The following is an 18,269-nucleotide window of genomic DNA, read 5'->3' as shown; positions in this document are numbered from 1 at the left end:
GGGGAGCCCCGCACAAATCGGCAGAACGGACTAGGCGGTTTCCCTACGGGAAGCAGCTGCTCGGGTGCGGTTCAGGTGCGACTCAGGTGCGATTCACCGAGGCCGCGTCGAGAAAGGCCGGCCGCTCGCCGCCGCCGTCGATCACGAGGTTGGCGCCGCTTATGTACGAGGCCTGCGGCGACGCCAGGAACAGGCAGGCGGCGGCGATGTCGTCCGGCAGCGCCAGCCGGCCGAGCGGCACCGTCGCCGCCATGTTGAGCAACGCCGCCGGGTCGCCGTAGTGCTGCTGCTGCGAGGTCTCGGTCAGCACCATGCCCGGGCTGACCGCGGCCACGCGCACGCGCGGCGCCCATTCCACCGCGAGCGTGCGCACCGCATTGAGGATGCCCGCCTTGGCGGCGCCGTAGGCGGCGGTGCCGGGCGATGGGCGCAGCGCGCTGACGCTGCCGACGAACAGCTGGGTGCCGCCGCCGGCCTGCTGCTGCATGCGCGCATTGCAGCGCTGGGCCAGCTGCAGCGGCGCCACCAGGTTGAGCCGGATTACCGATTCCAGCAGACGCGGCGACGCATCCGCGACCAGCGCGAACGGCGCGCCGCCGGCGTTGTGGACCACTACATCCAGCGTCGCGCTGGCCTGCGCGATCAGTGCCAGCATGGCGTCGACCTGTTCCAGGTCGCGGATGTCCGCGGCGATAAAGCGGGCGCTGCGGCCGTTCGCGCTGGGCAGTTCGCTGTCGTCGGCGGGCGCGGTGCGGCCGCACACGAACACCTGCGCGCCGGCGCGCAGGAAGGCCTCGCTGATGGCGCGGCCGATGCCGCGCATGCCGCCGGTGACCAGCACGGTCTGGCCGGTGTAATCGAATCCCGCGAATCCTGTCATGAACGTCCCCCTCTGATGCATGGAGCGCCCATCGTAGGAGAAGTGGCCCGCCGGCTCGTAGTCCGAATGAACGATGCCCGCGGCGATGGCGCTGCGCAAGATGCTGGCAAACCAAGGGAGACGCCCTCATGTCCGCTACCTCGCAGCACACGTCCTCGACCCCCATCGCCACCGCCTCGCTCCATCCCAACCTGCCGGTGGGGCGCTTCATCACCACCGCCACGGGCCTGCGGCTGCACTGCCTGGACGCCGGCGCCGGCGAGCCGGTGGTCTTCATCCACGGCAGCGGACCGGGCGCGAGCGGCCACAGCAACTTCCGCCATAACGTGCCGGCGTTTGCCGCGGCGGGTTTCCGTACCGTGGTGGTGGACCTGCCGGGCTACGGGCTGTCGTCCAAGCCGGACGACGTCGAGTACACGCTGGACTTCTTCGTCGCCGCGCTGCGCGAGCAGCTGCTGGCGCTGGAACTGCCGCGCTGCGTGCTGGTGGGCAATTCGCTGGGCGGCGCCATCGCGCTGCAATACGCGCTGGATTACCCCGAGCATGTCAGCCGCCTGGTGATGATGGCGCCCGGCGGCGTCGAAGAGCGCGAGACCTATTTCGAGATGCCCGGCATCCAGCGCATGGTGTCGCTGTTCACCGGCGGCCATATGAACCCCGACACCATGCGCCAGCTGCTGCAACTGCTCGTGCACGACGCCAGCCTGGTCACCGACGCGCTGGTCGACGAGCGCATGGCGGTGTGCCGCGAGCAGCCGCGCGAGGTGCTGGCGACGATGAAGGTGCCCAACCTGACCGCGCGGCTGGGCGAGATCCGCTGCCCGGTGCTGGGCTTCTGGGGCACCGAGGACCGGTTCAATCCCGCCTCGAGCGCGGCGAAATTCCTGAGCGGCTGCGCCGACGCGCGCTTTGTCATGATCAACCGCTGCGGCCACTGGGTGATGGTCGAGCACGCGGCGTATTTCAACCGCGAATGCCTGGGCTTCCTGGCCGATACCGCGCCGGGCGGCGCGGCATAATTGCCTCCGCCCACAACATAACTATCAAGGAGACACCATGGAATACCCGTATGACCTGTTCGGCCTGCGTGGCAAGGTGGCGGCCATCACCGGTGCCGCGCGCGGCATCGGTGCGGAGACCGCGCGCATGCTCGCGGCGGCTGGCGCCAGGGTCGCCGTGCTCGACGTGCTGGAAGCGGACGGCAAGGCCACGGCCGACGCGATCTGCGCGGCCGGCGGCGAGGCCGCATTCTGGAAGCTCGACGTCACCCGCGAAGACGAGGTGGCGCGCGTGTTCACCGAGATCGCGCAGCGTTTCGGCGGCGTCGGCATCCTGGTGAACAACGCCGGCATCGAAGGGCCCAATGCGCCCACCCATGAACTGGCGCTGGAGCAATGGCAGCAGGTGATGGCGGTGAACGTGACCGGCACCTTCCTGTGCACCAAGCATGCTATCCCCCACATGGAGCGCGCCGGCGGCGGCGCCATCGTCAATGTGTCGTCGATGTACGGCATCGCCGGCGGGCCGGACGTGCCGCCCTATCACGCGTCGAAGGCGGCGGTGCGGATGATGGCCAAGACCGATGCGCTGCTGTACGCCGGCAAGAACATCCGCGCCAATTCGATCCATCCCGGCTTTATCCGCACGCCCATGCTGGAACACGTGGCGCAGGCCTCGGGGCAGGGCGAAGGGCTGTTCGACTACCTGGGCGGCCTCACGCCAGCGGGCAAGGTCGGACAGCCACGCGACATCGCGGCGGGCATCCTGTATCTGGTGTCCGACGCGGGACGCTACGTCACCGGCGCCGAGCTGGTGATCGACGGCGGCTACACCGCACGCTGAAACCCACGACCAGGAGACCCCATGGCCGAAGGACCCGATAGCGCCGCGATGAAGGCGACGCTGCTCGCCTATGTCGAGCGCTTCAATGCCGGCGACGCGCAGGGCGTTGCCGCGCTCTACGCCGACGACGCCACCGTGGAAGACCCGGTCGGCGCGCAGCCGATCACCGGCAAGCCGGCCATCCTGGCGTTCTACCAGCACGCCACCGCGCTGGGCGCGCGGCTGGAAGTGGTGGCGCCGCCGCGCGGCTCGCACGGCAACGCCGCCGCGCTGACCTTCGCCGTGCATGCGCGGCTGGAAGGGCGGCCGGCGCGTATCGACGTGACCGACATCATGAGCTTCGGCGATGACGGCCGCATCCGCAGCATGCGCGCCCACTGGGGCCCGGACGACGTGCATTTCGTGTAAGCGCGCCGCGCCGATGGCCCGCCACACCCGCGAGGATGCCGCCGTGACGCGCGCGCGCATCCTGGCCAGCGCGCAGCGGCTGATCCGCCAGCGCGGCCTGCATTGCGTCACCGTCGACGACGTGGCGCGCGCCATCGGCATGACGCGCGGCGCCGTCTACGGACACTTCCATTCCCGCGCCGACCTGCTGGGCGCGCTGCTGTCCTGCGCCGAAGCCGACTTCGCCGCGCGGCTTGCACCGCTGGCACAGGCTGGCGCCGCGCCGGACGCATTGGCGCAGGCGTTGCAGGCCTTCCTGCACGGCGACGAACTGGCGCGCCATGTCAGCCTGATTGCCGCACTGTTGCAGCACAAGTGCGGCGAAGCCTGCGAACTGTGCCCGCTGCGCGAGCGCGTGCTGCGCGGCGTCGATTCGCTGCGCGTCACGTTCGCCATGCTGTTGCCGAGCCCGGATCTGGCCGGCCTGCTGCTGGCGCACCTGTGGGGCCTGCTGGGCGCGCATGCAATGCACCTGGCGCCCGCCGGGCTGTCCGGCAGCGCCGCGGCGCTGGCCCGGCTGTACCAGCACCATGCGGTGCTGCCCGCCGCGCGCGCTTCTTGTCGATCCCACGCCACTTCCGACCCCGCGCTGATGCGGGATACCCCTTAGTCTGCTCGGACGAAGAGGTCCGGCCCGCCGCTGACTACGATGCTCTCAATCGCCCGGATACCAACAGGGCAAGCGGAGGAGACAGCGATGAAGCGGCTCGGATTTCGTTGGGCGGCGGGCCTGATCGGGGCAGGCGCTGCCATGGGCGTGGGCTGGGGGCTGGCCGTCGATGCCGGCCAGGATGACCGGCCCGCGCTTGCGCTCCCCGCCATGACGCTGCCCGCCGCCCAGGCCGCGATGGAGCGCTGCGACGACGCCTGCGTGCGCAGCCGCGGTGCCGCGGCGCTGGTGGTGCTGAGCCAGCGGCCGCCACAGTAAGCACCGTAAGGCCGGTCGGCCCGGTGTCCGGGCCGAACCGGCACGGGGTCAGCCGCGGCCGGCCTGCAGTTGCGCGTGCAGCGCTTCCGCGCGCGCCTTGACGTCGCGTGCCACCTGATCGAAGCCCTGTTTCACCCAGGCACCGTGCTCGCGCATGATGGTCTCGGCGTTCAGGCCCAGGAACAGGTCGGTGGTGAAGTAGCGCGTGCGTCCCGGACCGATGGCTTCCAGGTACTGGTCGCGCCGCGCGGCGTCCTTGTTCGCGTCGGTCGGACGCTGCTCCCACGACAGCAGCCGCTCCGGCTCCCACGCCACCAGGTACTCGTTGACCGGGATCACCTGGTCGGTGCCGGGAATGCGCACCTGCATGTGCACCATGTCGCCGAGCCGCCCGGTGGTTTCCAGCCCGGGACAGAACGTGTTCCATTCGTTGTAGCGCGCAAAGTCGGTCAGCACTTCCCACACCAGCGCCACCGGCGCATCGATCTCTACCCGGATCGACGTCACCAGATTCTCGGCCTTGGCCATGGTCTCCTCCTTCATCAAAGTCATTGGGAAGGGAAACACTAGAGCCATCCGCCGGCGCCCCGCATACCCCGAACGGACGAGTCCGGGTGGACGAAGGCGACGTCATCGCCGTGATGCACATTGAGTCCCGGTCCCGCGGTCGCGCTGTCCGGCGGCGGCGATGCGCGGCGGGGCCGCATTCTCCATCTGCTGTGAGCTTGGTGCCGGCCATCGGCGATGGCCGGCTTTTTTTGGGGTCATCGCCGAATTCCGGAGGATGATGTGGGCGCGCACGGATTGATGCGGTGGACTTCGTGGAGGCGCGGCCCTCACCCCCGCCCCTCTCCCGCAAGCGGGAGAGGGGAGCACACCCGCGGCGACATCATTTCCTCGAGCTTTCCAACTCCCGTTTGTGTACTCCCTCTCCCGCTTGCTGTATAGACCGGGGACATAGGTAACAGGTGTGCCAGGACATGGGTAACACTTTTCCCGCTTAGTCAGCGGGAGGACAACGTTGCCCTGGAGCCAAAACACCGTGAAGCAGCAAAGAGAAGAGTTCGTCCGCCTGGCACGCCAGGCGGACGCCAATATTGCGGAGCTTTGCCGCCGCTTCTGCATCAGTCGCAAGACCGGTTACAAGTGGTTGAACCGAGAGGATCTGGACGACCGAACTCGGCGGCCACATAGCTCTCCCGGCCGAACTCCAGCTGCCGTCGAAGAGGGCGTGCTAGCGATCCGAGCCGAACATTCGGCCTGGGGCGCCCGCAAGATCGCACGCGTACTGGAGCGTGACCACTGCGTCCAAATCGCCCCGAGCACAGTCAATTGGGTGCTGCGCCGCCATGGCTTGATCGATCCGGCCGCCAGCTCGGCCGCTACAGCCTGGCAGCGCTTCGAGCACGACCGGCCCAATGCACTATGGCAAATTGACTTTAAAGGCCACTTCGCTACCGACACGCAGCGGTGCCACCCACTCACGGTCTTGGACGATCACTCCCGGTTCAATGTGCTGCTCAGGGCCTTGGGCAACGAACAGTTTGAATCCGTACAGGAAGCGTTAGAGAAGGCTTTTGCGCGCTATGGGCTGCCCGAGCGCATCAATGCAGACAACGGCCCGCCCTGGGGTTCTCCAGTGCCCCGTGCACTTACCACGTTGGGTGCTTGGCTGATCCGCCTGGGGGTGCGGCTCAGTCATAGCCGACCTCGCCATCCGCAGACCAACGGTAAGGACGAGCGCTTCCATCGAACCATGCAGGCAGAGCTGTTGGCCAACCAGCGCTTCCGGGATCTGGACGATGCGCAGCATCACTTCAGCCATTGGCGCCACGTGTACAACTTCAAGCGCCCACACCACGCCCTGGATATGGAGACACCCGCAAGCCGCTATGCGCCTAGTCCACGGACGATGCCGCGCGAGCTCCCGCCTATCGAGTACGGCAGCGATGACATCGTGCGAAAGGTAGGCGACGGCGGGCGCATCTGCTTCCGAGGAAAGACGTTCCGGGTCGGACGAGCCTTGGTCGGAACGCCCGTAGCGCTGCGCCCTCGCGTGGATTTGGACGGCACCTTTGATGTCTACTTCTGCCATCAGAAGGTGGCCACAATAGACCTACAGGAGGCCAATTAAACTGGAGACTGGACTGTTACCCATGTCCTGGCACATGTGTTACCCATGTCCCCGGTCCATACAGCTTGCGGGAGAGGGCTGGGGTGAGGGCGGGAGAGTCAATGAAGTGAAGGGCGTCGCTATTGCCACCGCCGGCCCTCACCCCCGCCCTCCCGAATGCGGGAGAGGGGAGAAAACAAGCGGTCAAAAAAAGCCAGTGAGATCGCCGGCGACAACGCGTGCGGCGACACGTCCCCCGCAGCGTTTCATCCCGGACACATACTTTTGCCGATGATTTTGGCGGGGGCTGCGCCCTGGCGATCTGCCGGCTCATCCATAGAACCGATTTTCCATTCAAATTCCGCCACCTAGATTGGGTTCATCGACGGCGCCTTCCAAGCCGTCGACCTTTACGACCGCAGAGTCCGAGGAAGGGGAGCCCATGAAAAACGCCCACATCAAGCTGGCCGCCGTGCCATTCGCCTGCCTTGTCATCACGCTCGCCGGCTGCGGCGGTGGCGGAGGGGGCGACTCGACCCCCGCCAGCGCCAGCGCGGGCCCGGGCACTTCGACAGGCACTTCGCCAGGCACTTCTGCCGGCACCTCGCCCGCCACACCCACCACGCCGTCGTCGCCCGCGCCTGCGCCGGCTGCGGCGACCAGCAGTGCCATGCTGTCCGGCACCACCGACCCGGGGCCCGAGGTCGGCAAGGACGGCGATTACTACCTGAACACCGTGACGTGGATGATGTTCGGCCCCAAGGCCAATGGCGTGTGGCCCGCAGGGGTTTCGCTGGCGGGTCCGGGCGGCAATACCGGCGCGGCCGGCAACACCATCCTGTCCGGCTCGGTCGATCCGACCGACAGTGTCGGCAACAACGGCGATTACTACATCAACACCTCCACCTCGACGCTGTTCGGGCCCAAGGCGAACGGCACCTGGCCCGCGGGCGTGCCGCTCGGCAGCGCCACCGGCACACCGCCACCGAGCGGCGGCGCGGTCCTGACCGGAACCGGTGCGCCGGACAACGGCCTCGGCAACAACGGCGACTACTACCTCGACACCAGCACCTGGACGCTGTACGGGCCGAAGGCCGATGGCGTGTGGCCGGCAGGGGTCACGCTGAGCGGCGGATCAGGCAGCGGCGGCACGGGCGGCACGGGCGGCACGGGTGGCACCACGGTCGGCAATGGCGGCCAGGTCCTGTATGGCAGCGGCGCGCCGACCGACGACATCGGCGTGAACGGCGACTTCTATTTCGACACCACCACATGGACCATGTACGGGCCCAAGCAGGACGGCAAGTGGCCGACGACGGGCGTGACCATGGCTAACGGCACCGTCTACAACGGCAACTTCAACGTGCCGGATACGCTCAGCCGCGGCCGCTATGCCATGACCGGCGCCGGCGGAGCGGTCGCGTTGCCGTCGGACTTCGGCGTCGTGATCCCCTACGATTGCACGCGCGTCACGCTCACCGCGAGCACGCTGGGCAAGGTGCAGGGCACGCTCGACATCTCGGTGCACAAGGTGAGCGGTTCCGGGGCTTCGGTGACGCTTGCACAGCTCAACGACCTGAGCTGCAAGATCACCAATGGCCAGCAGAGCTGCGGCAAGGAAGTGCTGGCCGGGACGGTCACCCATGGCGACAAGCTGCAGGTGCAGGTCGACAACAACCAGGCTACCGACTGGGGCGGCCTCGCCGTGAACCTCGCCTGCGTCAAGTAGGCTGAGCGGATGGCGGCAGGATCTGCTGCCGCCATCCGCACTACCGGTCATTCCCGCGCAGGCGGGAATCCAGCGTCTTTCAAAGTCACTGGGTTCCCGCCTGCGCGGGAACGACGGTGGTTAACTGAACGGCATTACCCCGCCGATCCCGGCTTGCAAACTGCCGCCCGGGCGGCGAAGCACGCTTCGCCTGATCCCGTCCCGCCAGCCGGCCCCGCGCGAAGCGCGGTTCGCCGCCGGCCCTGGTGGACTTTCCGAATATCTCGCCTTTTCAGGGACTTGCACGTTTGCTGCGGGCTGGCACGGCGCGTGCACAACGTGGCTACGCGAGTTCCGCTGCGGCTCGCCAACCTAACCTGAAAGGAGCTGCAAATGCACGATATCGGGACTTCCAGGCCGGGCGGTTGGGGTACCGGCTACAACGAGCTCGAACAGGAACTGGCCTCGGAGCTGATGGAGGCTGGCGAGCTGGGGCAGGAACTCGGCGGCATGGCGACGGAGTTCGAAGGCGAATTCGAGGGTGAAGGCGAATTCGAGAACGAGTTCGAGCAAGAGGTCTCCGGCGAGATGCAGGAGATGGAACTCGCGGCCGAGTTGCTGGCCGTCAACAGCGAACAGGAAATGGAGCAGTTCCTGGGCGGCCTGGTGCGTTCGGTGGGACGCGCCGCCAGCAGCTTTGCCAGGTCGTCGGCGGGCAAGGCGCTGGGCGGCATCCTGCGTTCGGCGGCCAAGGCGGCGCTGCCGGTGGTGGGCAGCGCGCTCGGCAACCTGGTGGTGCCCGGCGCGGGCGGCGCGATCGGCGGCAAGCTGGCCAGCATGGCCGGCAGCGCGCTCGGCCTGGAGCTGGAAGGCCTGAGCAACGAGGACCGCGAGTTCGAGGTAGCGCGCCGCGTGGTGCGCATCGGCCAGCAGGCCACCCGCAATCTGCTGACCATGCCGCGCAACGTACCGCCGTCGCGCGCCGCGCGCGCGGCGTTCCTGCAGGCCGCGCGCCAGGTGGCGCCGGGCCTGCTGCCGGCCATGCGCACGATTTCGCAGAACGGCGTGGCGGCGGCACGGCAGATGGGTACGCCGCCGATTTTCGGGCCGGCGGCCGGCGGCACTGCGGCACAGCCGGTGGCCAGCCTGGCCGCGGCGATGCGCGCGCCGTATGCGAACTCTGCGGGCTATGGCAACGGCGGCGCGGTGTCGTGCCCGTCGTGCGGCAACGGTGTGGCCGCGCAAGGGAGCGTAGGTGCGGGCGTAGGTGCGGCGGCGCTGCCGATGGGCGGGCAGTGGCGGCGCTCGCGCAACGGGCGCGCGCTGATCCTGTACCTGGCACCGCCACGGCCGATGTTCTGAGCCGTCCCCATCCGCTTTCGACCTTCGCGCCACGACTCCGAGGCCGCCGTCATGAACGCTTGCGCCCACGCCCTGCGGTTGCTGGAACAGGAGGTGCTCGGCATCCGCGCCCGCCTGGACGCGCAGCTGCCCTACGCGCTGCAGATGCCGATGGTGCCCGCCGCCAATATCAGCGACGAGGCCATGGGTGCCATCGAGCGGCATATGCAGGCCGCGCGGCACCAGTTGCGGCGGCGCATTGCGCGCTTCCTGAGCGCACTGCGCGCGGCGCGGCCCGAGCCCGCCGCGGTGGCCCGCGCGCAGCGGCGCTACGCCATGCTCAAGCTGTATTTCCACGCCGCGCTGACGCATTTCGAGATCTTTGCCGAAGTGCTGACGCAGCGCAGCCAGCATGGCACCGGCGTATGGCTGGCAGGGCTGGACGTGGCCGCGCGCGACGGCCTGCGGCAGCCCGGCGTGGCGATCGCGTTGCCGCAGGTGATCTGCTATGTCGAACGCGGCCATGGCGGCGCGATCCGGCGGGCGCGCACGCGCTTGCCGGGCGGTGGCGCGAATCCCGTGGCAGTGATCCGCATGCCGCGCGAGCGCATGGTCGGCACCGGCCTGGCGGCGTCCCTGTTCCACGAGGTGGGGCACCAGGCGGCCGCGCTGCTGGACCTGGCCAATGCGTACCGCCGTGCCGCCGCGGGCGACGGCCAGCGGCGGCTGCGGCTGGTGTCCGGCGGTGCCGGCGCTATGCCTGCATCGGCGGCGCCGCCGCAGGTCTGGCGCGCCTGGGAACGCTGGATCAGCGAGATCGTTGCCGACCTGTGGGCGGTGTCGCGGGTGGGCATCACCGCCACGTGCGGGCTGATGAGCGTGGTGAGCCTGCCGCGCGCCTTCGTGCTGCGCATCAACCTCGACGACCCGCATCCGGCGCCGTGGATCCGCGTCAAGCTGTCCGTGGCGATGGGGCGGGCGTTGTATCCGCACCCGCAATGGGATGCGCTCGAGCAGGTGTGGGAGCGGCTCTACCCACGCTGGCAGATGAGCGCCGCGCAACGGCGCGCGTTTGCGCAGCTGGACCAGTCGATCCCGGCGTTCGTCGACAGGCTGCTGGCGTTGCGCGCGCCGCGGCTGGGCGGGCGCACGCTGGGCCAGGCGCTGCGGCTGCCCGGCCGCGACCCCGCCAACCTGTTGCGGCTCTGGCGCCTGGTGCGGTCGCGCCCGCACCAGTACCTGGCCGATACCCCGACGCTGGCGTTCGCGGTGCTGGGGCAGGCCCGCTACAGCGGCCTGCTGGCGCCGGACGTCGAGCTACGCACCATCTCGGCCTTGCTGCAGCGCTGGGCACTGGCCGGCTATCTGCCCTGGAGCGCCGGCAGCGCGCAGCTGAGCGAGGCGCTGAACCAACGACGGCAGCCGCTGCGCATGCCGGTCGCGGCCTACGCGTGATTTGCTGAAGGAGAACGTGATGAACACGAACACGGAGTCGGGTCGCGTGGAGTACGCGCTGGTGCCGACGGGCAATACCGACGGTGACTGGCACTATGACTTCACCAGGCTGGCCGAAGGCCAGAAATACCTGAAGCTGCAGGTGTACGCCCGTGAAGGCGAGCCGCGCGAGATGGAGCAGCTGCGCCTCAAGCCCGGTAGCGAGACCAGGCTGGAGATCCGCGTCGGGCCCTCCGAAGCCTGGGGAGCCGGGGAAGAGGGGCTGCGCGCGGCGCTCAAGGAAGTGGCGCACACGATGCACAAGCTGGCGGGGCTGGGCGTCCCGGACGAGATGCTGTACGCCGCCGCGGCCAGGCTGGGTAGCCGGCGCGAGGTCACCGTGCCGGGCCACCTGAAGGCACCACCGCGCCCTGACGCCGATGACGATGCCCAACCCCGAAGCGACGATACGAGCGCCGCCGAATTCGACCCGATCGGGGCGCGTTCCGGCCCGGTGGGCGTGAAGGACTACCGCGAGCCGGCCATCAGCCTCAAGCGCACCTCGCGCGACCTGACGGCGGACTGGGCGTTGTGGCTGCTGATCAAGCGCAACGCCGACATGCTGAGCTGGCAGAACTACGCGCGCCAGGTGGACCTGCTGTTCTTCGGCACCAGCCCGCTGCCGGCCCGCGCGGGCGCACCCGACGGCCCGGCGCTGTACGACGAAGCCGCGCGGCTGAGCCGGCGCCGCTTCCTGCCGTTCTCCGACACCGATGCCTACCGCGCGCTGAAGGTGGCCACCGAGGCCTTCGTGGTGACCTGGGGTGCCGTGGTGCCCTCCGCGCGCGACAGCGGCACCATCGCCACGCTGCTCAGGACCGACAACGCGGCGATCGCTCTGGCCAATGAGCGGCTCGGACTGAACCTGGAATCGGCGCATGTGCAGAAGATCGCCGGCCAGTATTTCGGCAAGGGCGCGTCGCCGACGCTGCCCTACCTGGAGCGCGTGGTGCAGGGCCTGCAGGGTACCGAGGCGGGGCGCACCGTCGACGGCATGCGCGAATCCATGGCGCGTTCCGGTGCGGCGGAACATCCCTCCACACATGCCGCCGCGGATCTCGCCGAGCCGCTGTCGAGTTCGCGCGAGCTGGTGCCGCGCGACGACGGCCCGTGCGGCGACGGCTGCCTGTGGCTGCAGCACTGGAACAACGACCTCTCGGCCAAGCTGAGCGCGCCGCCGCTGATCGAACTGATCTGGAGCTACTGGATGGAGGAGCTGCAGCTGGTGCAGACCATGAACGCCATCTCGCGCCGCTTCCAGAACCTGTCCGGGGGGCCCAGGGATCCGCTCAACCAGCTCGAGCTGGACCCGCTGCGGCCGGTGAGCAACATCATCTGGGGCTGGGTACAGGACGAGCAGCATCGGCTGCCGATCGAGCGGCGCGCGGCCGAGTACCTGCACGAGTATGGCTTCCGGCTGTTCGGGCGCGCGGTGCCGCGCATCCAGCCGGCGGACAACCGCAGCAAGTTCCTGGGTGCGTTCCATACGCTGCTGAACCTGTGCGTGCCGTTCTTCCGGCAGGCCGACGATACCACCGTGGTGCCGGATGGCTTCCCGCTGCTGAACGCGCTGCGCGAGGTGCACCTGATCCTGTCCGAGGGCGCGCATAACCAGTTCGGCGACCTGCCGACCACCTCGCGCATCGAGATGATGATGCAGCAGTGGATCCTGGCGCGGCCGGAATTCCGCGAGTTCCTGCCGCGGCGCTCGATGATCGCTTATCCCGAGCCGTGGATGCACTCGGTGGAAAGCATGCGCAAGCTGCAGGGGTGGGGCGATACCAACACGTACCAGTTCTGGCAGCTGGCCACCACCGGCGAACAGATCGTGTCGTCGATCCGCTGGAGCGACTGGAATTCGGTCACCGATCCGTCGAACGCGGCGAACTGGGCGGCGTATTTCCGCCCGGAGATCCAGACCTATATCCATTCGTACCGGGCCGTCACCGGCGTGGACATCGGTGCCGAGCCGGTCGACGTGCAGGTGCCGGGCATGCACTTGCTGCGTCGGCTGCAGGAACACCGCAACACGCGGGTGGCCTGACGGGACTGCGGTGGGGGCCGGCGCGGCCGGGCTCTCCACCGTGGCAGGGCGATGACGGCAAGGCAAGCGGAGAGGCAGGCGGCCATGATCGATTTCGCGTCCGCGCTCTACCTGGGCATGTCGCATGCCGCCGCGCAACTGGGCAGCTATGCGGCGCTGACCACCGGCACGCCCGCCGCGCTGGCCGTGTCGCCGCTGGCCGGCACGCTCGCGGCGCAGGCGGCGGCGCTGCAAGGCTGCGAGGCGGGCCTGGCCGGGCCGTCGACGCTGCACCTGTCGCTCGACCTGTTCGACCGGCTCGGTCGCACGCATGCGCTGGTGGCCGACGACACGCTCTATCCGGTCATGCGCTGGGGACTGGAGCGGGTGCGCGGGCTGGGGGCCACGGTCACGCCGTTCCGCCATGCCGATCTGGCCGATCTCGCGCGGCGACTGCGCCAGGGCACCGGCACGCGACCTCCCGCCGTCGTGACCGACGGCACGCGCCGCGAAGGCGCGCCGGTGGCGCTGCGCCGCTATCTCGCGCTGGTGCGCGAGCGTGGCGGCCTGGTGGTGGTCGACCACACGCAGCTGCTGGGACTGGCCGGCGCGCAACCCGGCCCGGCTCATCCGTGGGGCAGTGGCGGCGGCGGGCTGCTGCGCTACGCGGGCCTGGCGCCCGCCGAGCCGGTGCTGCTGCTGGCATCGTGGGCCAAGGCCTTCGGCGCGCCGCTGGCCACGCTGTGCGGCCCCGCCGCGCTGGTGGGCGAGATCGCCCGCGACGGCCCGACCCAGGCGCATTGCAGCGCTGCCTCGCAGGCCGCGCTGCTGGCCGGGCTGAACGCGCTGGCGCGCAACCGCTGCGACGGCGACGCGCTGCGGGCGGCGCTGCTCGAGCGGGTGCGGCGCCTGCGGCGGGGTTTGCGCTGGCTGGCGCAGCACCGCCTGCCCGACCTGCAAATCAGCATGCCGCTGCACCCCATGCAGCAATTGCGCTTGGGGTCGCCCGAGCGCACTCGTGCGCTGCACGCGGGGCTGCGGGCCGCAGGGTTCCGCACGGCATTGCTGCGGCAGGCCGAAGGCCGCTGCGCCGTGGCGGTGGCGGTGCGCGCCAGCCATGCGCCGCAAGAGATTGACGGCCTGCTGCAGGCGCTTGCCTTGCTGGCGGGCCAGCCGGCTGTGCCGCGCGGACGTGCGCCGCCGGCCTATCGGGAGAGCTTCCATGTTCAAGACTGCGGAAGGTGAAACACTGGAACTGGCGCCGTGGCGCATGCGCCGGCTGCTGCGGCTGTTGGCGGAGGTGCGCCGCTATCCGGCCGGCACGCCGCCGCAGGCACTGCTGACCGACCTGCGCCAGCTGGTGGCGCGCGCACGGCGCATCGGCACGCCCTCGCGCCGCGGCACGGCGCGATATGAGAGCCGGCTGGATCGCGGCGACGGGTACGGCGGCGCGTGCTGCCGTGCCTGCCTGTTGGCCCGGCGGCAGGCGGGGCGCTTGTCGCTGGTGGGCCTGAGCCTGGACCGGTGGCGCGCGCCGCCAAGCCGGTACGAAGCCGCGCCGGCGCTGGCGGAACTGGCGTTCGAATCCGCCCCCAAATCTGCCAACGTGACGCTGCAATGGCGCCGCTGGCCGAGCCTGGACGCCGCCGCGCGCGCCACGCGCGGCGGTGGCGTCTACCTGTTCCAGCGCGGTGCGACGCCGGTCTATGTCGGCACGGCGGCCAGCCTGCCGGCGCGGCTGGGCGTGCATGGCTGGTACCACGCGCGCCAGGGCAGCGCGCGCGCCGGTGCCTCGTGCCAGTGCGCGCCGCCGCTGACGGTATGGACCGCCAACGTCGCCAGTGCCGGCGAGCGGGCCGCGGTCGAGCACGCCATCGTGCGCACGCTTGCCAACCAGGGCTTCGCGCTGGCCAATGACAAGCTGCGCGGCACCGTCACCGTCGGCAGTGGCCTGTCGATCCGCAACCTGGTCCCGGCCGGCATCCTCGGCGCCGGCAATGACCTGCAGTACGGGCCCGGCCAGCGCTTCGAGCTGTCGCGATGATCGTCGATTTCCACGTCCATGCCGGGCAGGGCGACGGCATGACGGGCCCGTGGGACACCACCGCGCCGCTGGCCGACTATGTCCGGCGCGCGCGGCAGGCCGGCATCGCGCATTCGGTGCTGCTGCCCGTGTTCCAGTCGGACTACGTGCGTGGCAACCGCGATGTGGCGGCGCTGGCGCGCGCCGATCCGGCGCGCTTTACCGGCTTTGCCATGCTCCATGCCGAGCGCGACCGGGAACGCGTGCATCGCATGATCGACGAAGCCGTGCTGCGGCTGGGCCTGCGCGGCATCAAGGTGCATCGGCACGATGCCCCGATCCACCGGCAGGTCTGCGACGCCGCGCGCCGCTGGCGCCTGCCGGTGCTGTACGACCCCGGCGGCGAGACCGGTGCGCTGCGCCTGCTGGCGCAGACGCATCCCGAGGTGGCGTTCGTGTTCGCGCACCTGGGCAGTTTTGCCGATGACTGGGCGGCGCAGCGGCAAGTGGTGGACCTGATTGCGCGCTACCCGAACCTGTTTGCCGATACCTCGGGCGTGCGGCGTTTCGATGTGCTGGAAGAAGCGTTCCGGCGCGCCGGCCCCGGCAAGCTGCTGTTCGGTTCCGATGGCCCGTGGCTGCATCCCGGCCTGGAGCTGGCCAAGCTGCGCGCCTTGCGTCCCACGCCCGAAGCGTTTGCGCGCATGGCGGGCGGCAATGCGTTGCGCCTGCTGGCGCGGGTAGTGGTGCCGGCGCAAGCGCGCATCCGAAGCAACGCGCGCAGCGGCCAGCGCATCACGCCGACGGCGATGGCCGCACTTGCCGCCGCAACTGCAGCGCCCGCGGCGTGACCTGCAGCAGCTCCGCCGCGCGGCTGGTGCAGCCGTGGCGGCTCTCGGCCACCTGCACCGCCATGGACTCGGCGATCTGGCCGATATGCTTGAGGCCGAGCCCGGCGTCGAGCGCGCCTTCGATGGCATGCCGCAGCGCTTCCGGCCAGGGGTTGACGATGTCCGCCGCCAGCCCGGTCCGCATCTCCGGCACGGGCCCGTCAAGCCCGCCGGTGCTGATCACCTGGAAGCCGCGCTGGCGCTCGGCCAGGCGCGACACCACGTTGCGCAGTTCGCGCACATTGCCCTGGTAATCGCGCGTTGCCAGGTAATGCATGACCTCCGGCATCACCAGCGGCAGGCCCGGCCCGGTGCCGCCCAGGCTCTCCGCGAGGAAATGCCGCACCAGCAGCGGGATATCCTCGCGGCGCTCGGCCAGCGTGGGCGCGCGCACGATCCACTGGGTAATGCGGAAGTACAGGTCGCTGCGAAAGCGGCCGGCCTGCACCTCGGCCTCGAGGTCGCGGTTGGTCGCGCACGTCAGCCGGAAATCCGACTTGCGCCAGCTATCCTCGCCCACGCGCTTGTACATGCGCTCCTGGATCACGCGCAGCAGGCGCGCCTGCAACGGCAACTGCAGCTCGCCCACTTCATCGAGGAACAAGGTGCCGCCATCCGCCATCGCCACCGCACCGTCGCGTGCCGATACGGCATGGGTGAAGGCGCCTTTGGCATGGCCGAACAGCTCGCTGCCCGACAGCTCCGGGCTCAGCGTGGTGCAATCGACCACCACGAAGGGGGCGCGATGACGCTCCGGATCGAGATCGTGGATCAGCCGCGCCAGCAACTCCTTGCCGCAGCCGCTTTCGCCCAGCAGCAGGCAGGTGCCGCGGCCATAGCGGCCCACCTGCGCCACCGCGCGCAAGGTCGCGCGCCATGCCGGCGAATCGCCGACGGCGCGCTCGCGCAACCACGGCGCATCCAGCACGTCCTCGATCTCGGCCAGGCGGCACAGCCGCGAGGCCAGTTCGGTCAGCAGCGCGTCATGGTCCGGGGCACAGACCAGATCGCACAGCGCCGCGGGCCACCATGCCTCCGGAATGCAATGGCAGCGGGTGGCGGCGGTGCAGCCGGCGATAAAGGCGTCGGCACGCGGCTCGGCGCGCAACCAGCGCTGCGCCGCCTCGGTGACGCGATTGCCGTCGGCCACCACCAGCACGGCCAGCATGCCGCGTGCGTTCTCGTCCAGCGGCAGATGGCCGGGCACGCCATGCTCGTGCAAATCGCGCTCGAGCCTGGCACGATCGTCGTGATACAGCACTACGCGCATCTTGCCCCCGCACGAAAGGGAGATCAGCGGCAGCGGGGCTGCGGTGCGCGCGCGCTATCGCGCCTGCCATGCGCCGCGGCGCCGCCGGCCTGGATCAGGCGGCGGGTTGGGGGTGTCGGTAGCGATGAGGGCGTCGGCAGCGTGACGACGCGGGCGCGTAGGGCAGGATCGGCAGCCAGTTGCCGGAGCAGCGCCTGGCTGCGAGGGAAACTTGAAATGGCCGCATGGAAGCCCCCCTTTGTTTTTTGTCTCAGAATACTAGTCAGCGGCGGCGGGGCAGGCAATATGAAGTTAATTTAAGACTGAGATGCCGCGGCGTTACTGGCGGCGGGGAAGTGGCAAGACCCGCGTTGGTTCCGCTTGCGCCTACGGCAATCGCAAATCCCACAACACATCCAGCACGTGTTGCGTGGAGCGCTCCACGTACCCGGCACGATGGGCAATACCGAGCCGTCGCCACAACGCAGGCCGCAACGGGCGCATGACAATGCGACTGTCGGGCAATGGCGTCGTGGCCTCATGGGGCAACAGCGCCGCGCCATAGCCTGCCGCTACCAGGCTCTTGATCGCGTCGTTGTAGTTGAGTTGTATGCGCGGCGCCGGGTGCTGTCCTCCGGTCGCGAACCACTCCGCCGTCAGGCGCGACAGGCGCGTGGTCGCGTCATTGAGAATGAGCGGCTGGGCGGCGAGCCATGCGGGGGTAACGCGGGCCGGACACCGCCAGTGCGCCGGCACAAAGGCCATCACCGGGTCGCGGCGCCAGGGCTTTATCACCAGTCCGGCCACCGGCGGCTGAGGCAGCGCGACCACCCCGATATCCAGCGTTCCAGCCACCAGCCGGGACAGCGTTTCTTCCGAAGTATGCACAGCAATCTGGACGTCGATGGCGGGATGGCGCTCGCGCAAGATCTCCAGCGCTTGCGGCAGCAAGTGCGCGATCACGCCCGTTGAAGCGCCGATACGCGCACGCCCTTCGAGCCCGTCTACCTGGCGTTGAATATCGTCCAGCGCCTGCTCCGCGTCTGCCAGCAGCCGGCGCGCGCGCTCCACCAGCACCGCGCCGATAGGCGTCGGTCCCACATGCCCGCGCTTGCGTATCAGCAGTGGAGACCCAATGCGGTCTTCGAGTTCGGCGATGTGAAGGCTGACCGTTGGCGGCGCCAGGTGCAAGGCGCGCGCCGCATCGGCAAAGGAACCACGGTCGGTAACGGCGACCAGAGTGCGCAAGCGGTCCAGGCTGATCTCTCGCATGACGAAATCCCAATTCAGGAAAGCTGAATGTCATGGTTATGAAATTCAACTTTACCTAT

At 69.5% G+C, this 18,269-nt stretch carries 17 protein-coding genes; 13 read left to right on the top strand and 4 right to left on the bottom strand.

The genetic code is table 11. The features are described 5' to 3' along the window. Window positions 1-82: 82 nt before the first annotated feature. Window positions 83-880 carry an SDR family oxidoreductase gene (locus tag LIN44_RS21490; protein WP_227316256.1) on the bottom strand — a complete coding sequence of 266 codons (798 nt, stop codon included), beginning with the start codon at window positions 878-880 and terminating at the stop codon, window positions 83-85. A 128-nt stretch (window positions 881-1,008) separates the two neighbouring features. Between LIN44_RS21490 and LIN44_RS21485 the strand changes: the two genes are divergently transcribed. From LIN44_RS21485 to LIN44_RS21465, 5 genes are all read left to right on the top strand, one after another. Continuing rightward, entirely contained in the window at window positions 1,009-1,899 is an 891-nt protein-coding gene (locus tag LIN44_RS21485; protein WP_227316255.1) for an alpha/beta fold hydrolase, read from the top strand. A 37-nt stretch (window positions 1,900-1,936) separates the two neighbouring features. Beyond that, on the top strand, window positions 1,937-2,722 hold the full coding sequence (locus LIN44_RS21480; protein WP_227316254.1) for an SDR family NAD(P)-dependent oxidoreductase: 786 nt from the start codon (window positions 1,937-1,939) through the stop codon (window positions 2,720-2,722). A gap of 21 nt (window positions 2,723-2,743) precedes the next feature. Next, a complete protein-coding gene (locus tag LIN44_RS21475; RefSeq protein WP_227316253.1) occupies window positions 2,744-3,130 on the top strand; it encodes a nuclear transport factor 2 family protein in 387 nt (128 codons plus the stop codon). A gap of 13 nt (window positions 3,131-3,143) precedes the next feature. Continuing rightward, window positions 3,144-3,779 carry a TetR/AcrR family transcriptional regulator gene (locus LIN44_RS21470; RefSeq protein ID WP_227316252.1) on the top strand — a complete coding sequence of 212 codons (636 nt, stop codon included), beginning with the start codon at window positions 3,144-3,146 and terminating at the stop codon, window positions 3,777-3,779. 87 nt (window positions 3,780-3,866) lie between these two features. Next, window positions 3,867-4,097 carry a hypothetical protein gene (locus LIN44_RS21465; protein ID WP_227316251.1) on the top strand — a complete coding sequence of 77 codons (231 nt, stop codon included), beginning with the start codon at window positions 3,867-3,869 and terminating at the stop codon, window positions 4,095-4,097. Window positions 4,098-4,145: 48 nt separating this feature from the next. Here LIN44_RS21465 and LIN44_RS21460 read toward each other — a convergent pair whose 3' ends face one another. Next, window positions 4,146-4,625 (bottom strand): SRPBCC domain-containing protein, encoded by a 480-nt coding sequence (locus tag LIN44_RS21460; RefSeq protein ID WP_227316250.1) that lies wholly within the window; start codon window positions 4,623-4,625, stop codon window positions 4,146-4,148. 493 nt (window positions 4,626-5,118) lie between these two features. On the opposite strand from LIN44_RS21460, the gene LIN44_RS21455 reads away from it, so the two are divergent. From LIN44_RS21455 to LIN44_RS21420, 8 genes are all read left to right on the top strand, one after another. Then, window positions 5,119-6,231 (top strand): IS481 family transposase, encoded by a 1,113-nt coding sequence (locus LIN44_RS21455; protein ID WP_227312018.1) that lies wholly within the window; start codon window positions 5,119-5,121, stop codon window positions 6,229-6,231. A gap of 421 nt (window positions 6,232-6,652) precedes the next feature. Further along, the gene (locus LIN44_RS21450) at window positions 6,653-7,939 is read left to right on the top strand and encodes a hypothetical protein (RefSeq protein WP_227316249.1); all 1,287 of its coding nucleotides are present in this window, start codon (window positions 6,653-6,655) and stop codon (window positions 7,937-7,939) included. Between the two features lie 372 nt (window positions 7,940-8,311). Then, a complete protein-coding gene (locus LIN44_RS21445; protein WP_227316248.1) occupies window positions 8,312-9,280 on the top strand; it encodes a hypothetical protein in 969 nt (322 codons plus the stop codon). A 51-nt stretch (window positions 9,281-9,331) separates the two neighbouring features. Further along, window positions 9,332-10,714, top strand: coding sequence for a hypothetical protein (locus tag LIN44_RS21440; RefSeq protein WP_227316247.1), 1,383 nt, complete (start codon window positions 9,332-9,334; stop codon window positions 10,712-10,714). Window positions 10,715-10,733: 19 nt separating this feature from the next. Further along, entirely contained in the window at window positions 10,734-12,797 is a 2,064-nt protein-coding gene (locus LIN44_RS21435) for an 8-amino-7-oxononanoate synthase (RefSeq protein ID WP_227316246.1), read from the top strand. Between the two features lie 84 nt (window positions 12,798-12,881). Then, window positions 12,882-14,021 (top strand): aminotransferase class I/II-fold pyridoxal phosphate-dependent enzyme, encoded by a 1,140-nt coding sequence (locus tag LIN44_RS21430; RefSeq protein ID WP_227316245.1) that lies wholly within the window; start codon window positions 12,882-12,884, stop codon window positions 14,019-14,021. Then, the gene (locus LIN44_RS21425) at window positions 13,999-14,820 is read left to right on the top strand and encodes a hypothetical protein (RefSeq protein WP_227316244.1); all 822 of its coding nucleotides are present in this window, start codon (window positions 13,999-14,001) and stop codon (window positions 14,818-14,820) included. Before LIN44_RS21430 ends, LIN44_RS21425 begins: the two co-directional genes overlap by 23 nt. Then, window positions 14,817-15,650: an amidohydrolase family protein gene (locus tag LIN44_RS21420; RefSeq protein ID WP_227316243.1), complete on the top strand. Its 834-nt coding sequence runs from the start codon at window positions 14,817-14,819 to the stop codon at window positions 15,648-15,650. The genes LIN44_RS21425 and LIN44_RS21420 overlap by 4 nt, the downstream gene beginning before the upstream one ends. Here LIN44_RS21420 and LIN44_RS21415 read toward each other — a convergent pair. Continuing rightward, window positions 15,595-16,959 (bottom strand): sigma 54-interacting transcriptional regulator, encoded by a 1,365-nt coding sequence (locus tag LIN44_RS21415; protein WP_227316242.1) that lies wholly within the window; start codon window positions 16,957-16,959, stop codon window positions 15,595-15,597. The genes LIN44_RS21420 and LIN44_RS21415 overlap by 56 nt on opposite strands. Window positions 16,960-17,325: 366 nt before the next feature. Beyond that, window positions 17,326-18,210, bottom strand: a complete 885-nt coding sequence (locus LIN44_RS21410) for a LysR family transcriptional regulator (RefSeq protein WP_227316241.1) — start codon at window positions 18,208-18,210, stop codon at window positions 17,326-17,328. Between the last annotated feature and the right edge of the window lie 59 nt (window positions 18,211-18,269).

It is taken from the genome of Cupriavidus sp. MP-37 (assembly GCF_020618415.1).
GTDB lineage: Bacteria > Pseudomonadota > Gammaproteobacteria > Burkholderiales > Burkholderiaceae > Cupriavidus.
This window is presented reverse-complemented; position numbering and strand designations above follow the sequence as displayed.